Raw genomic sequence first — 14629 nt, 5'->3', positions numbered from 1 at the left:
GCCGGCCCCGGGCGTTTCGCCCGGGGCCGGCCTCGCGTGTGTCAGGGGCGCCAGCCGTCGGCGATGCGGCCCTGCTGCACGCGGTTGGTACCGCTGCACAGCCCGTTGTCGGGGTCGCCCCAGATCTTGATGGCGTCGGCGTCGTTCGCCCAGGTGCCGCGGGCGCTGACGGGGTGGTCGTAGCTGCCGAGGTTGACGGCGGTGTTCGCCGGGATACAGATGTACGCGTCCGGGGAGGGGCCCTGGTCGATCAGCCAGACGGAGTCGTCGTTACGGGTGTTGACGACCGCGTCCACCCGGTTCCCGCCGCCGATGATGGCCTGGTAGGAGGTGTCCTGGTACCAGCTGAAGATGGTGCCGCTCTGGTAGGAGCCGTCGTACAGGCACACGCGCGGGTACGAGCAGCCGTGCATGCTGACGGCGGCGGCGGGCGAGGCTGTCAGCGGGGTCAAGGTCGCGGCCAGTCCGACGGTGAGCAGGGTCGACGTCAGGGCTCCGGGCAGTTTCCTCACGGGTGTAACTCCTCGATCATCTGTTGGGTGGGACTCCCCGCGGCCATGACGCCACGGAAATCTACTGACAGGAGGTTGCAAATTCTTCGGGGTAATAACGCAGCGCCGTTTTCTGTATTCACCTTCGGGCGGCCTGGTCCAAAAATTACGTGACGGACCGGAGAAAGACATGTCACGCGAACACGTGACAGCGCCGCCACCCCCGTGCTCACGTGCGCCTTTGCCGGAGGCAGGGGCAGGCTCCATGGCCGCGCGACAATAGCGGCGAGGTGTCGCACATGCCCCTGTCGGTCCCGCTCGCGTTGATCTAAGCTGAGGAACAGGTCTCATCGACTTGCGGGGGAAGCATGGTGAGGGACGGGGTCGATTTCCTCACTTCTCCTGACGGAGGCGGGAATTCCTTTAGTGGAGGCGGTGTGTCGGCGCAAGGGCCCGCCCAACTCCAACTTCGGCGCAAGTCCGCCCGCCTGTCCGCTGTCCTGAGAGCAGCCAGCGCCGTCGGGGCGAGCGTGGTCGCCGTGGTCGGTTTCGCACCGCCCGCCCGCTCCGTGTGGGTGGCCGTCGCGGTCGTCGGACTGCTTGTGTGGAGCGGCCTGTTCATCGTTCTGATGTTCCGGCCGGACCCTCACCCCTGGCTCTGCGCCGTTGACACCGCCGTCGTGGTGGCGCTCTGTCTGGCGCACGGCAACCTCGTCCCGGCCGAGGTCCTGGGAGCGAGCGCGGGCAGCGGATGGATCGACATGGTCGCCGGCAGCGGCATCTTCATCGCACAGTTCGGTCTGCGCCAGCCTCTGGCGATGGCGGCGGCGCTCGCCATCACGGTGGCCTACGCGGCGGGCGCCCCCGGCATCCGGGACGCCCCCATGATCATGGTGCTCCAGGGACTGCTCGCCGCCTCTGTCGTGGTCCTGCTGCGACACGGAGCGCGCAGGGCGGACCTCGCGCTGTCCGAGGAGGCGGCGGCGCGCGCGTCGGCGGGGGCCAGGTCCGCCGCCCGCTCCGACGAACTGGACCAACAGCGGCTGCTGCACGACACCGTGCTCGCCACGCTCACCATGGTGGGCACCGGCAGCATCACCCGCGACTCCGCCGCGCTGCCGGAACGGGCCGCGGCCGACCTGGCCGTCATCGAAGACCTACGGGCGCATCCCGGCGTGGCACGCGATGTGGCGCACGACCCGGCACCGCTGGATGTCGCGCTGCGCACCGTCGTACTGACGCGCCGCGTCGGACTCCCGCCGCTGGACGTCGAGTTCGACGTGCCGCCGCTGGACCTGCCCCACGAGGTCGTGGTGGCCCTCTCGCAAGCGGTCGCCGAGGCCCTGGCCAACGTGGGCCTGCACGCGAACACCCGCGCTGCCCGGGTCACGGCCCGACGTGCCGGGGAGGGCGTCACCGTCGAAGTCCGCGACGACGGAAGCGGGTTCGACCCGTTGGCCGTCGCCTCCCACCGGCGCGGCCTGCGGGAATCGGTCTACGGCCGGATGCGTGTCGTGGGCGGCAGCGCCCTGGCGGACTCGTCCCCCGGCGCCGGCACCCGGATCGTACTGAGGTGGGAACCCTGACCGCCGGCGTCCCCAAGGGGATGGTCGCCACCCGTTTCGCCACGGCCGTCAACATCGGGCTGGTGGTGATCGTCGGCGTCTGGCACCTGGGTCTGGACACCCTGCTGATGCTCAGGGGCTGGCAGGAGTACGAGCCACAGGCCGCGGCCGCGGGTTCCTGGCTGGCCCTCGCGGTCATCCAGACGGTCGGGTCGATCCTGCTGCTGCGTTCCGCGCTCAGCGGACACACCGCACGGTTGCTCGCGGGTGCGGCGCTGATCACCGGCGTCGTCGCCACCGCCACGTACCCGGCGGGCGGGATGATCAGCGACGTGAGCTGGGCGTGGAACACCGTGGGCTGGTTCGGCGTACTGCTTCTGATACAGCGTCCGCTGTGGGAGCTGGTCGCCCTGCTCGGCGCCAACACGGCGGTCACGGTGTGCTTCCTGGTCGGCGACGGCGCGCTCGACCAGGTCATGGTCGCCCGGCTGCTCGCCGTGATCTACACCACCGCCGGTGTCCAGCTGACCTTCGCGTACCTGGCACGGCAGCTCAACGACGGTGCGAGGGAAGCCACCGAGATCGCTGCGGGCCAGGCGGAGCGCCTCGCCCGGGCGACCGCCGACGAGACCGTGCACGCCGAGCGCCGACGCCGTTACGAGTACCTGCGCAGCCGAGTGGAACCACTGCTGCGTGGTCTGGCGGAACGTCAACTCGACCCGGGCGACACCGTCGTACGCCATCGCGCGGCCGTGGAGGCGGCACGCCTGCGAAGGTTGTTCGTGGAGACGGACGGCACCCCGCACCCGCTCCTGCACGAACTGCGGGCCTGTGCCGATGTCGCCGAGCGGCGCGGCGTACGCGTGACCCTGCTGAGCTACGGCGACCTGCCCGACCTGCCGACCTCAGCCCGCCGGGAACTGGCGGAAGGCGCCCTGCTGGTCCTGGCCACCGCCGCCACCCAGGCACGGGTGACCGTGGTGACGACACCCGAGGACGTGGTGGTGAGCGTGGTGGCCGACGCCCCGCCGGAGACGCTCGTGGAATCGCCCGGCCCACTCACCGTTTCCGCTGTTTACGACCAGGAGGAGGATCAGTTGTGGTGGGAAACCCGATGGCCCGTATGACCGGCCCCCTGACCGTCGCCATCGTCGACGACCACCCTGTCGTCATCGAAGGCATCCAGACCTGGCTGTCCGAGGAGTCGCGGATCTCGGTGGGGCACACCGGCGAAACCGCGGACGTGGAGGCCGGCATCGCGGATCTCCTGATCCTCGACCTGAATCTGCACGGCAGCCTCGTCATCGGCGACATCGCCACACTGGCCGCGGCGGGCCAACGGGTCATCGCCTTCTCGCAGTTCACCGAGCAGCGGGTGGTGCTCGAAGCGCTGGAGGCCGGCGCATGCGAGTTCGTCGCGAAGAACGAGGGAAGGGCGCACCTGGTGAACGCGGTGCTGGCGGCGGCAGGCGACGGGCCGTACGTCACGCCGACGGCCGCGGGCGTCCTCGCCGGTGACCGCGGCGCGAGCAGGCCCAGGCTGTCCTCGCAGGAACGTACCGCGCTGCTGTGGTGGTTCCAGTCCATGTCGAAGGCTTCGGTCGCCCGGCGCATGGGTGTGTCGGTCCACACGGTGGACGTGTACATCCGTCGGGCGAGAGTCAAGTACGCGCAGGTCGGCAGGACCGCACCGACGAAGGCGGACATGCTGGCCCGGGCGATCGAGGACGGCTTGGTGAAGCCCGACGACATCACGGGCTACGAGTCGGCGGCGGTCGGGGTGGGTTGACCAAGCTGACTGGGTGAAGAGGGATGGGGATGGGGATACGTATCGTTACCCTCGGGCCTTAAGTTGAGCCCTGCACGAACGCGTCCGCCGCGACCGAGGAGACGATGCCGTCATGTCCGAATCCGAGCCGAGATCCGAACAGAAGATCGACACCTCGGTTCCGCATTCCGCCCGCATCTGGAACTACTGGCTGGGCGGCAAGGACAACTACCCCGTGGACGAGGCGGCCGGTGACGCGTACACGGCCGTGTTCCCCGGCATCGTCACGATCGCGCGCAGCAGCCGCGCGTTCCTGGGCCGGACGATCCGTCATCTGGCCGGGGAGGCGGGCATCCGCCAGTTCCTGGACGTCGGCACGGGTCTGCCGACGGTGGACAACACGCACGAGGTCGCGCAGGGGGTCGCTCCCGACGCGCGCATCGTGTACGTGGACCACGACCCGCTGGTCCTCACTCACGCCCGCGCCCTGTTGACGTCGACCCCCGAGGGCGCGACGGACTACGTGGACGCGGACCTGTACGACACGGAACGCATCCTGGCGTCGGCGGCGAAGACGTTGGACCTCACCCGCCCGACCGCCCTGATCCTGAGCGGAATCCTGGGTCACGTGGCGGACTACGACGCGGCCCGCGGAATCGTCCGCGACCTGATGTCGGGCCTCCCGTCGGGCAGTTACCTGTCCCTGAACGAGGGCTCGCGGGGTACGGACCCGGCCTACGAGCAGGCGCAGGACGCGTACAACGAGACGGGCGCGGTGCCGTATTTCCTGCGGCCGGTCGAACAGATCGAGGCGTACTTCGAGGGCCTCGATCTGGTGGAGCCGGGGGTCGTCTCGGTGCCGCTGTGGCGGCCGGAGGCGAGCGCGTCGGGGGTGACGGCGCCGGCGATCGGCCAGCACGGCGGGGTGGGGCGCAAGCCCTGACCGCCGTTGTCGGGGCGCGCCGAGTACGACTACCGCTACGGCGGCTCGGCGCGCCGCGACGGCAGGCTCAGCCCTGCTTGGGGGCGGCCTGCTGGACCACGTCGAAGGACCAGAGGGTCGATGCGGAGGCGGCGGGCTTGGGCTGCTCCCCGCCGGCGCCGGCAGGACGGTGCGCCGACTGCATCGGGCCCGCCATCCAGGCCTGGAAGTCCTCTTCACTGCGCCAGCGCGTGTACACCAGGTAGCTGTCGGTGCCCTCGACAGGCCGAAGCAGCTCGAACCACTCGAACCCGTCCGACCCCTCGACGGCCCCGGCCCGCGACGCGAACCGCTTCTCCAGCGTCTCGCGCTGCTCTTCGGGAACCGTGAGTACGTTGATCTTTACGATGCTCATGAGGCCCATCTTGCCGCAGGGCGCTCAGGGTTTCGCGAGGGGGCGGTGACTGGCGTGGGGCGCGACTCCTGAGGCATGGGGCGCGACTCCTGCCGGTTCGCCGACCGGCCTGCAGCGCGTACGACGTCCAGCTCGCACCAGACGAGCTTGCCGACGGTCAGTTCGGTGACGCCCCAGCGGTCGGAGAGGGCACCGACGATGAGGAGTCCCCGGCCGAACATCTCGTCGGGGGCGGCGGTGCGGGGGCTCGGCAGTAATTCACCTCGCGGGTCGGAGACGCTGACGCGGACGGCGTGCTCGGTGAGGGCGAGTTCCACTCGGAAGAGGCGGTCGCGGAGACATCCGTGCAGGACGGCGTTGCCGCCGAGTTCGGAGACCAACAGGGCGGTGTCCAGGGCAAGTTCGGACTGGCCCCACTCGGTGAGGAGGCGGTGGGCTCGGCGGCGGGCGAGGGTGACGCTCTTGGGGAAGGGGGTGTAGTCGAGGCGGTCGTAGCGGAGCCGGAGGGGGTCCTCGGTCATGGCGCTCACTTTCGGGCAGGGGGGGAGCTGCGCCGTGAGGTAACTGGCGCCACTCTGCGAGCAGTTCGTCACCGACGGTAGAGGCCGCCCACTCCGCACTGCAAGTTACTCTCGGAGGAATTCCTCCGATCGAGTTTGCGGTGTCCCGCGGCAGCACGCCAGACTGACCGCGCACCAAGGCCAGGAGGAGCACAGCCGTGACCACACGCCAGCCGACGCAGGGCTACAGCACATCCACCGTCCTGGGACGCCGACTCGGCGGCGAACTCACGAAGTTGCGCACAGCGGCCGGCCTCAACCAGACCCAGGCGGGCAAGGCACTCACCGCGTCCACCACCAAGGTCGCGAAGATGGAGGGCGGCTGGGTTCCGATGCGGGACCCGGACATCCGGGCGTTGTGCGAGTTGTACGGGGTCCACGACCCGGGGACTGTCGGAGGGCTGCTGGAGCTGGCGCGGATCGACCGCGAGCGGCGCAAGGCGAGCGGCTGGTGGGACGACTACGCGATGCTCGGCACCATGCAGGAGTACGTGGCGCTGGAGAACGCGGCGACGACCATCAGGGCGTGGCAACCTGCCTTCATCCCCGGCTTGCTCCAAACTCCCGCATACGTACGGGGGTTGAGGAACTCCCCCGCCGACAGTGCGACGGTGGCTCACCGCAGGGACCCTGACGAGCAGTTCATCGCCTCGCGACTCGCACGGCAGCAACGGCTCACCGACGATCCGCCGCTCGCGCTACGGGCGGTGCTCTACGAATCCGTGTTGCGCAACCTTCCCGGGGACGCGGAGACAGCACGTGGGCAATTCGACCACCTGACGAGAGTCGCCGACCTACCGAGCGTCACCCTCCAGGTGTTCCCCTTCAGCCACGGCACGCATCAAGGGCTGAACGGCTCGTTCAACATCATCTCCTTCGCCGAGCCCGGAGCCATGGACGTCGTGTACTCCGAGGCCGCGTTCAAGCAGACGTGGGTCGAAGGCGGGGAAGGAGCAGCAGCGTACGACGAGTTGTTCGAGCTGATCGCCTCCCGCTCCCTGGGCGAACGAGAATCTCTCTCATTCATCCTGGACCTCAGTAAGGATCTCTGAGCCGTGCCCGATTTCCAGTTCCGCAAGTCCAGTTACAGCGACGACAAGGACGAGTGCGTCGAGGTCGCCACTAACATCCCCGCCACCATCGCGATACGGGACTCCAAGACCCCGACTCGCCCGCCCCTCCACCTCCGCCCCACCACCTGGGAAACGTTCCGAGCCGCCGTCACAGGCGAAGAATTGTGAGCCAGCCGGTCACACCCCACGTGCAGTGCAGTGCCTCAGGTCAGCGACGAGCGCGCCCAATGAGGGACTCGCCCAGCGCAACATGGTTTGCCCAGGAGGCCGCCTCCCTGATTTCCTCGTCGGTCATCAGATCAGCCAGCTGGTGCGCCTCGTGCATCCCGTCGCCGTCACCGATGTCCAGCAGCTTGAGGTAGCAACCAAGGGCGCGGACCCGGTCGACATCTCCGCCCACCCCATCCCGGCACAGGGGCGCCAGGTCCTTCAGTGCGACGTACGACCCTTGGTCGACCGCCAGTTCCAGGTACGCTCGCGCCGAACGGCGGTCGCCATCGGCAAGCTTGATCTCCCCTAGCTGCCGAGACGCTACGGCCTCTCCCGCTACGGACGCCTCTTCGAGGTGCTGGAGCGCCTGCTCCTTGGACTTCGGCAGCACGTCCCCCCTGAGATGCATCGCACCTAGGTTGTATTTCGCCGCTCCATCACCCTCCGCTGCGGCCGCCTGGAAGAGCTGGACCGCCTTCTCCGCATCCCTGTTACCACCCAGTCCGTGAAGAAGCATGAACCCGAGCCCCCGCAGCGCCGCCGCGTTTCCCGCCTTCGCGGCCTGTCCGAGATACCAGCGCGCCGCCTCATAATTCTTCATGTACTCAAGGCAGATGCCACCGAGTAGTTCCTGAAATTCACAGTCGCCCGAGTCCGCCAGCTTTCGCACGTCAGGAAACAGGTCGCGAAGATGCTGGGCGGCTCCAGCCTTTCCCGTCCGCATTTCCCGGACCGCCTCGCGGGCCTGATCCAAGAGCCGGTTCCTGTCAGCGCGATCCACTGCTGCTCCAAAGATGAAAGCGACCTCATGCGCTAGTCATCCTCGCAGGCCCTCGCCTTGAACTCCGCCACCGGGACAGTGACCGCGGACTCCTCGCCCTCGTAGCGAACCGTTCCCGGAGTCAGCCCGTCCAGGTCGGTCAGGGTGAAGGAGACGCTGGTCGACGAGCCGGAGTTGTCCTCGGTCCAGCCGTAGAGGGTGTAAGTCGTCTTCGTGGTGAGGGGTTTGAGGGATGTGGTCGCCGTCCAGCCGGGGGCAGGGGCATCGAGGGGCCAGGTGGCGAGACCGGACTTCAGGGGTCGGGCCGCGGACCATGAACCGACCGTCACGTCCTTGTCGGGGTCGGCGCCGGCCACGTACAGAGTCGCCCCGTCGATCTGATGCCCGCAGACCATGATGACGCCGAGCAACTGGCCGTCGGCAGTCACCGAGATTCCGGCGACGGCATCAACAGGAGCCGTGCACCCCGAGGTTGCGGTCAGGGCCGCACAGGCCACGATTGCGCCGACGAGACGTCGGACCAGCGGCCACGAAATGGTCGAGTGCACGGAGGCCCCCCTCGCCGAGGGGTCGCTGCGTGTACCCCCGTACACCGGATGGTAGGTGACCTCTCGCAGCGAAGGTTGATGTCCCGTCTCAAATGATCTGTCCCCGGCCCAGACCTGTAACCTGCGGCGACCAGATCAGTTGAGACGTGCGGATGCTGGGAATCCCGGTTGATCTGGTCCGGCGGGAGTGGAAGCCGGATGTTGTCTCAGCTGTCCTGGTCCGGCTCCGCTGTTTCGAACCGCCGCCCTGCTTGGCAGCGGCTCGGAAGTCCACTGCTCTCCGAACACCTCCCGAAGGCCCTTTACGGCTGCCCGACCCGCTCGCCCCGGCGAGCGAAGCGGTTATCCAGGTCATGCAGGCGAGCGACGAACCGGTCCATCACGCGTCGAAGGACAAGAATAAAATCTCGCATGCGCCGTGCTGTACCCAAGGGGGCTTCAGCTGCGCAGCGGGATGTCCAACGACCGTACGAGCTGGGTCACTTCCTCCCGGAAGAGCTTGTCCGGGCTGGCCGTCTGGGTGCGCAGATGACCGTAGACCTCCAGCGACACCAGGCCGTGCAGGCGCCCCCAGATACGCAGGGCGAGCGCGACGGCGGCGGGCGGCAGGCCGGGGAAGTCCGCGCGGACCTTGTCGACGAGCCCGGCGTCGAAGTCGGACCACTCGAACTCGCTGCCCTCATGGAGGTGTTCGGCGTAGGGCCAGGCGGCTGCCGCGAGCGCGGTGAGCCCGGCGCAGACCCGGTGGGCGGCCTCCGGGGCGGCGCCTCCGTGGGGCGTGTCGTAGCCGGGAACGGGGTCGCCGTAGACGAGCCGGAAGCCCTCGGGGTTGGCCAGGGCCCAGTTCCGGAAGGCGCCGGCCCAGCCCTGGATCCGGGCGGCCGGACTCTCGGCGGAGGCGCTCTCCCACGCGGTGTCCACGGCGTCGGCCAGCTCGGTGTACACGTCTCCGATGAGCACGGTGACGAGGTCGTCGCGGGTGGCGAAGTAGCCGTAGATGGCGTTGGCCGTCATGCCCATCTCGCGGGCGATGGCCCGCAGGGTGATGGCTTCGGGCCCGCCCGAGGCCATCAACTCCAGTGCCACGTCCTTGATTTCGGCCGTCGTCTCGGCCCGCAGCCGCTCGCGCCGCCCCGTGCTTCCCGCCCTGCTCGCCGTACCTGCCACCCAGGCACTCTACAGCGTTACCCGAATTGATGGCCGTATAGAAACTTCACGGCGTATAGTCACTGCACGGGCGCAACCGATCCGGTTGACCGCGCCCTCGTGCCGCATGCGAGTAGGGGGAGAACCATGCACATCGGAGTCGTCGGAGCCACGGGGACCATCGGCAGCCGGGTCGTTGCCGAGGCCCTGGAACGGGGGCATCACGTCAGGGCGTTCAGCCGCGACGCGTCGCAGCCACGGGCCGACGAGAAGCGGGACAACATCACCTGGGCGAGCGTCGATGTCCTGGACGCGGCGAGCATCACGGCCGTACTGCCCGGCCTCGACGTGCTCATCAGCGCCTACCAGCCCGGCAACGCCGCCAAGGACTTCGAGGACACCGTCCGGCGCTCGATCGCCGACCCCACGACCCACTCCACCGTGGCGCACGCCCTGACGAAGGCGCTGGAGAGCCACCCGCGGACCCGGCTGATCGTGATCGGCGGCGCGGGCAGCCTGGAGGTCGAGCCCGGGCTGGCACTCGCCGACTCGGACGAACGCATGCACGAGATCCTCGACCAGCTCGGGCTGCCCCGCGCCTACGCGGCAGCGGCGCGCGGCGCCCGTGACGGCTTCGACGTCCTGCGCACCTCGAACCGGCTGTGGACCTACTTCAGCCCCGCCATGGAGATCGCCCCCGGCGAGCGCACCGGCCGCTTCCGCATCGGCGGCGACCAGGCGGTCCGCGACGCGGAGGGGCGCAGCCGCATCTCGGCGGAGGATGCGGCGGTCGCCCTGATCGACGAGGCGGAGCTGCCGCAGTTCGTGCAGCGACGCTTCACGATCGGATACTGAAGAGAGGTGCTGCTCCAAGGTCCCGGTCCGCCACAGCGGCGGCCGGGGCCTTCGTCCAGGCCGTACCGCAGTGTCGGTTCCCGGCGGTGCTGTCCGCCTTCGGGCAGGTCGAGTCATCGAGTGAGAGGGCGAAGCAGCCTGGCGACAGGCGACTTCATCCGTGCACGGCTGAGAGCCACAGTGGTACGCCCACACCCCGTCACACAACTTGGCGAGCCAGGCCACCTGAGACCGCCGGCGAATTGGACCAGTTCACTTGAGACGTGTCCGTTGCCAATGAACCCAGCCGGTTTGTCATGCAACCCAGTCGTCGGCACGTCTTTAGTCCGACCTGGCCGTCTGATGCATCGCCGCCACACTGGTCTGCATCCGGGCCGCCGAAGCCCGGCCTTCGCTAAGGTTCCGGCAGCCCGGGCGCGCTCACTCCGGCTCTGGGGCGTACTCCACGTACAGCGGAGTCGCTGTGACCAGGCGCGGTTCACCCGGGCTGGAAATAGGATCGAGATCCACAGCGGACGTCACCCGTGCGTATCCGCGCATCCAGGCAGCTGTCTCCGGGACGAAGGCCGCGTCCAGCAGGCCGACGATCATCCTTAGGGCTTCTGCGAAGTTACCGTGCTGCCGAACGACGGTTAGTGGCGTGCCGCTCAGATCCTGGACGATTTCCTCGTTCCGCAGCAGATCTTGGCTGAGCTGAGGCAGTACGAACCCCACCGTCCCGTTCTCGAGGCCAAATTTCTGACCAGCGAGCTGGTAGAGGTAGGAGGTGTCCGAAGCGAAGGAAGACGTCTGTGGCACGGCTTGGTCAAGTTCTGCCTGCACGTCCAGGCCGACTGGCGAAGGGGCTGCCAGGCCGAGCAAGTGCTCCCGCGCCCCATGTAGCAGCAGTCGGACCGAGCCTCCCGCGGGGTAATTCTGGGCCGGGACACCCGAGTCCAGGAACAGGGCTGCTGAATGGAAGTACCGTGCCTCCATCACGCGGTGGTTCAAGGGTGCTTCGAAGAAGACCCACTGACCCGCCTTCACATGGTCGTCCGCGAACCAGCCTGCCTGGCGGTCCCCGGCGTCAAAGGCTGCGATGACCTCATCGACCGTGAGCGTAGAGGGAATCCCTGGTGACTCCTGACTGGCCACCTTGGCCCTACCGAAGGGCGGAAATGCCAACTCGCCCTCAAAACCCAGGCGATGCCACCAGCGGGGGCGACGGCTGCTGGAAACAGTGAACTGCCTCAGTTTTCTTTCCGACAGATAGACGAACTCACGCATCTGGCTTCCCCCTCGCCTGCCGTGTCGCCCTCACAGAGTAAGCGGCTGCCAATCATTCTGTCCGGATGCGCGCGGCTGGCCTGGCACCTCCGCACAGCAGTCACTCAGCGCATCTGGCGGCACGCTCCTGCTGAGCCCTCAGCGACGGGCCATCGTCCCGTTGGCGAGTATGGCAGTTCAACACGGGAGGACCCGGGCCCGTGGCGGTCGACTTGGTTCGGTGGCAAACAGACCGGGTTCATTGGCAACGGACAAGACGGGGGCCAGTTCCCCGGAGACGGGGCAGTTGAGCGCTGTCATCGAAGGTTGGTGACCGCTAGGTTTTCTCACCGAAGGTTGAGTGATCGTTTAGGGCTGACTGTCCGGGGAGACGGTGCGGGAACCGGTACACGCCTATGGTGATCCCGTACTCAGCGCATCAGAAGGGCAGGCCCCGCAGGTCCACACTGATGGTGGGATGAGGCAGGCCGGCCAGGTCGTAGATCATGGTGGTCAGTGACGAGGTCCGCGGGCCGTCGGGCTGCTGGACGGTGACGGGCACGGAGAGCCGGCTCCATCCCAGCTGCATGTAGAGGGGGACCAGGTTCGGGCGGCAGAGCAGAATCATCGTCTCGGCGCCGGCCGCTCGTGCGTGTTCGACCGCCACGCTGATCACCATCCGGGCGATGCCCCGGCCTCGATAAGCGGGGTGCACCAGCACACCACCCAACCCCGCGGTGCGGCGCGGCAATCCGTCGAAGGTCATGTTCCGCAGCAGCCAGCCCGCGGAAGCCACCGGTCGGCCTTCGGAGACAGCGGTGAGGGTGTACTGCTGGTCGGCCCACACTAGACCGAGCTCGTTCACCCCGAAGGGGTCGGGCAGGCCATCGCGGAGTGCGGCCCTGTCATCCGGAGAACCGGGGCCCGGCGCATGGACCAGTTGGAGGTCCACACCACCTTCGTCCACCACATGCTCCGCAGCGGCCATGGCGGCGGGGTCGAACCGGTAGCGCAGACAGTGCAGACCACTGGACTGGACAGTCCCGTCCGCCTGGGCGCCCAGGCGGCGCAGTGCCGCGATCGAGGCCGTATTGCCAGGCAGGACGAACGCAAAAACGGTGGGGAGCGAGAGGCGGCGAAATGCCAGGTCCAGGCACGCGCGGCCTGCCTCGCCGGCGAACCCGCGGCCCTGCGCCCGTGGGTGCAGGGCGAAACCGAGGTCGACTCCGTACCGGGCCCGATTACGCAGTCCCACGCGGCCGAGAAACGCGTGCGTTGCGGCATCCTTGACCGCGAAGTCGCCGTAGCCGTGTCTGGTCCAGTGGGCGACGAGGTCGTCGCACATGGCCTCGGCAGCGGATCGGCTGTCCGCCCGGCCGGTCGCCAGCCATCGCATGACGCTGTCCTGACTGACCACGGCCTCAAAGAGATCGTCGCTGTCCTCGCGACGGATCGGCTCCATCACAAGCCTCTGGGTACGCAGAATGGGTGGTCCACCTAACCGGGCCACTCAGCAACTCCTCTCGACCAAGGACCGAACGAGCGTACCCGGCGACTCTTTGGAACGATCGGCAGGCAACCCGTGACTTATCCGATCACGGCACTCGATGACCAGACATGACCCAGGTCACTCAACCTTCGCTGTGAGAGGTCAGTAGGCACGCCCCGCGTCGAGCCACGGCGCCGCCGCCCACCCGTTGCACCCTCGTTGTTGCCTCGTAGCCGACGCGCCCTCAGAACCAGTGCAGGCAGTGCGGGGAGCGGTCGGTGCGGAAAAGGTCGTCGGCGAGGGTGGCCGCGCCCGGGTGGTGGGCCTGGATGTGGCCGGCGCGTACGAGTGTGCTCGGGGTGGTGCCGCCGAGGTAGACGGAGCCCAGGTCGCGTACGTCCAGGGACAGGTCGGGCTCCCGGTCCGTGGGGACGCAGTCGGCCTTGCCGTCCCGGACGGTCAGCAGGTGGCGGCCGTGTTCGCCGAGGAACGGGTCGTCGACGTCGAGGACGAGCTCGCCGTCCGTGAACCAGCCGCGCGCGGTCAGCGCACGCGGGATGTCCAGCAGCCGTACCCAGAGCCAGTCCATGACGCCGCTCACCTCGGCGGCGCGGAAGTCCGCGAACTGCCAGCGCAGCGGGTGCTCGGGCGGGACCTGCTTGAACACGACCTGGGAGACCAGGTCGTGTCCGAGTACGAACCGGGCGAGGGCCGTGAAGACGGCGTCGTCTGCGGTGATGGTCTCGTCGACCGTGAGGGTGCCGGACTCGAGCGAGTAGCTGGCGTACCCGTCCGGGACGCCGTCGGTGTCCCGGTGGACGGCTACGTAGCGCGGCGCCGGCGAGATCGGGGGCTGCCCCGCGCGCAGGGCCCACCAGCGGTGCGGGCGGGACAGCGCGCCGGGCTGGGCGCGGCGGTACCGGTCGTAGACCTCTTCCAGGATCTCGCCGCACTCGGCGCGACGCAGTACCTCGACCGAGCCGTCGGCCGAGGCCTTGTCCGGGCCCTTGTCCGAGCCGGTCGCCGGGGCGTCGGCCGTTCCGCGTGCCCGGGGAACGGCGAGGGCTGCCCGGTGGCGTTCCACCGTCAGCCGCGCCGTGTAGGTCGCCGGTCCGTAGCCGAACCTGCCGTAGATCGTGGCCTCGGAGGCCAGCAGTACGGAGAGGAACTCCCCACGGGCCCGCAGCTCGGCGAGTTGATGCCGCATCATCGCGCTGAGCACACCCTGGCGCCGGTGCGAGGGCAGGACGCCGACTGCGGTCACCCCGGCGACCGGGACGAGGTTCCCACCGGGCAGGGTGAGCTCGAAGGGGTACGTGGCGGCGGTGCCGACGGGCCGCCCGTCCGCCGTCAGGGCGAGCAGGCAGCGGTCCGTTTCGAGCGCCGACCACCAGCGCCCGCCGCCCTCGACCGGGGGTTCCGGGAAAAGGCCGAACGCGGCGTGGACCGTGTCGACGAAGGCGTCGAGATCCTTGTCGGTCGTGGGACGGATCTCCATCGTTACCGCTGCCTCCTCGGGATACCGCCACCACGGCTCATGATGTCCGGCCAGGCCACATTG

Annotated in this window: 16 protein-coding genes; 7 read left to right on the top strand and 9 right to left on the bottom strand. The window is 68.6% G+C overall.

The genetic code is table 11. The features are described from left to right. Positions 1 to 41: 41 nt before the first annotated feature. Positions 42 to 512: a hypothetical protein gene (locus tag ACWCRB_RS09930; protein ID WP_450995566.1), complete on the bottom strand. Its 471-nt coding sequence runs from the start codon at positions 510 to 512 to the stop codon at positions 42 to 44. A 416-nt stretch (positions 513 to 928) separates the two neighbouring features. Here ACWCRB_RS09930 and ACWCRB_RS09925 point away from each other — a divergent pair, with 416 nt between their 5' ends. The 4 genes from ACWCRB_RS09925 to ACWCRB_RS09910 all read left to right on the top strand — a co-directional run bounded on the left by ACWCRB_RS09925 (position 929) and on the right by ACWCRB_RS09910 (position 4767). Continuing rightward, positions 929 to 2077, top strand: a complete 1149-nt coding sequence (locus tag ACWCRB_RS09925; RefSeq protein ID WP_450995565.1) for a sensor histidine kinase — start codon at positions 929 to 931, stop codon at positions 2075 to 2077. Next, on the top strand, positions 2065 to 3183 hold the full coding sequence (locus ACWCRB_RS09920; RefSeq protein ID WP_450995564.1) for a hypothetical protein: 1119 nt from the start codon (positions 2065 to 2067) through the stop codon (positions 3181 to 3183). The genes ACWCRB_RS09925 and ACWCRB_RS09920 overlap by 13 nt, the downstream gene beginning before the upstream one ends. Continuing rightward, positions 3171 to 3845 (top strand): response regulator, encoded by a 675-nt coding sequence (locus ACWCRB_RS09915; RefSeq protein ID WP_450995563.1) that lies wholly within the window; start codon positions 3171 to 3173, stop codon positions 3843 to 3845. The genes ACWCRB_RS09920 and ACWCRB_RS09915 overlap by 13 nt, the downstream gene beginning before the upstream one ends. Before the next feature lie 112 nt (positions 3846 to 3957). Continuing rightward, entirely contained in the window at positions 3958 to 4767 is an 810-nt protein-coding gene (locus tag ACWCRB_RS09910) for an SAM-dependent methyltransferase (RefSeq protein WP_450995562.1), read from the top strand. 67 nt (positions 4768 to 4834) lie between these two features. Here ACWCRB_RS09910 and ACWCRB_RS09905 read toward each other — a convergent pair whose 3' ends face one another. Continuing rightward, entirely contained in the window at positions 4835 to 5161 is a 327-nt protein-coding gene (locus tag ACWCRB_RS09905; RefSeq protein WP_369034124.1) for an antibiotic biosynthesis monooxygenase family protein, read from the bottom strand. Further along, positions 5158 to 5682 carry an ATP-binding protein gene (locus ACWCRB_RS09900; protein ID WP_450995561.1) on the bottom strand — a complete coding sequence of 175 codons (525 nt, stop codon included), beginning with the start codon at positions 5680 to 5682 and terminating at the stop codon, positions 5158 to 5160. The genes ACWCRB_RS09905 and ACWCRB_RS09900 overlap by 4 nt, the downstream gene beginning before the upstream one ends. A 197-nt stretch (positions 5683 to 5879) precedes the next feature. Between ACWCRB_RS09900 and ACWCRB_RS09895 the strand changes: the two genes are divergently transcribed. Continuing rightward, the gene (locus ACWCRB_RS09895; RefSeq protein ID WP_450995560.1) at positions 5880 to 6773 is read left to right on the top strand and encodes a helix-turn-helix domain-containing protein; all 894 of its coding nucleotides are present in this window, start codon (positions 5880 to 5882) and stop codon (positions 6771 to 6773) included. Positions 6774 to 6776: 3 nt separating this feature from the next. Further along, positions 6777 to 6962 (top strand): DUF397 domain-containing protein, encoded by a 186-nt coding sequence (locus tag ACWCRB_RS09890; RefSeq protein ID WP_450995559.1) that lies wholly within the window; start codon positions 6777 to 6779, stop codon positions 6960 to 6962. A gap of 40 nt (positions 6963 to 7002) precedes the next feature. Here the strand turns inward: ACWCRB_RS09890 and ACWCRB_RS09885 are convergent, their stop codons facing one another. The 3 genes from ACWCRB_RS09885 to ACWCRB_RS09875 form a co-directional block, all read right to left on the bottom strand. Beyond that, positions 7003 to 7758, bottom strand: coding sequence for a tetratricopeptide repeat protein (locus ACWCRB_RS09885; protein WP_450995558.1), 756 nt, complete (start codon positions 7756 to 7758; stop codon positions 7003 to 7005). 59 nt (positions 7759 to 7817) lie between these two features. Further along, positions 7818 to 8333, bottom strand: coding sequence for a hypothetical protein (locus ACWCRB_RS09880; protein WP_450995557.1), 516 nt, complete (start codon positions 8331 to 8333; stop codon positions 7818 to 7820). A gap of 438 nt (positions 8334 to 8771) precedes the next feature. Continuing rightward, entirely contained in the window at positions 8772 to 9500 is a 729-nt protein-coding gene (locus ACWCRB_RS09875) for a TetR/AcrR family transcriptional regulator (RefSeq protein ID WP_450995556.1), read from the bottom strand. 126 nt (positions 9501 to 9626) lie between these two features. Between ACWCRB_RS09875 and ACWCRB_RS09870 the strand changes: the two genes are divergently transcribed. After that, entirely contained in the window at positions 9627 to 10334 is a 708-nt protein-coding gene (locus ACWCRB_RS09870; protein ID WP_450995555.1) for an NAD(P)-dependent oxidoreductase, read from the top strand. A gap of 420 nt (positions 10335 to 10754) precedes the next feature. On the opposite strand, the gene ACWCRB_RS09865 is transcribed toward ACWCRB_RS09870, so the two are convergent. The 3 genes from ACWCRB_RS09865 to ACWCRB_RS09855 form a co-directional block, all read right to left on the bottom strand. After that, complete coding sequence (locus tag ACWCRB_RS09865; RefSeq protein ID WP_450995554.1) at positions 10755 to 11600, bottom strand: SAVMC3_10250 family protein; 846 nt, start codon at positions 11598 to 11600, stop codon at positions 10755 to 10757. 418 nt (positions 11601 to 12018) lie between these two features. Then, positions 12019 to 13041, bottom strand: a complete 1023-nt coding sequence (locus ACWCRB_RS09860; protein ID WP_450995553.1) for a GNAT family N-acetyltransferase — start codon at positions 13039 to 13041, stop codon at positions 12019 to 12021. A 271-nt stretch (positions 13042 to 13312) separates the two neighbouring features. Next, positions 13313 to 14566, bottom strand: a complete 1254-nt coding sequence (locus ACWCRB_RS09855; protein ID WP_450995552.1) for a GNAT family N-acetyltransferase — start codon at positions 14564 to 14566, stop codon at positions 13313 to 13315. Positions 14567 to 14629: the final 63 nt, after the last annotated feature.

The organism is Streptomyces sp. NPDC002156 (genome assembly GCF_053593675.1).
Note: the sequence above shows the minus strand (reverse complement) of the source record. Positions and strands in the feature narration are given on the sequence as shown.

Coding starts and splice junctions, on each gene's coding strand:
- ACWCRB_RS09870 (WP_450995555.1), top strand. CDS start 9,627: ATGCACATCGGAGTCGTCGGAGCCACGGGGACCATCGGCAGCCGGGTC.
- ACWCRB_RS09915 (WP_450995563.1), top strand. CDS start 3,171: ATGGCCCGTATGACCGGCCCCCTGACCGTCGCCATCGTCGACGACCAC.
- ACWCRB_RS09910 (WP_450995562.1), top strand. CDS start 3,958: ATGTCCGAATCCGAGCCGAGATCCGAACAGAAGATCGACACCTCGGTT.
- ACWCRB_RS09865 (WP_450995554.1), bottom strand. CDS start 11,600: ATGCGTGAGTTCGTCTATCTGTCGGAAAGAAAACTGAGGCAGTTCACT.
- ACWCRB_RS09905 (WP_369034124.1), bottom strand. CDS start 5,161: ATGAGCATCGTAAAGATCAACGTACTCACGGTTCCCGAAGAGCAGCGC.
- ACWCRB_RS09860 (WP_450995553.1), bottom strand. CDS start 13,041: ATGGAGCCGATCCGTCGCGAGGACAGCGACGATCTCTTTGAGGCCGTG.
- ACWCRB_RS09855 (WP_450995552.1), bottom strand. CDS start 14,566: ATGGAGATCCGTCCCACGACCGACAAGGATCTCGACGCCTTCGTCGAC.
- ACWCRB_RS09900 (WP_450995561.1), bottom strand. CDS start 5,682: ATGACCGAGGACCCCCTCCGGCTCCGCTACGACCGCCTCGACTACACC.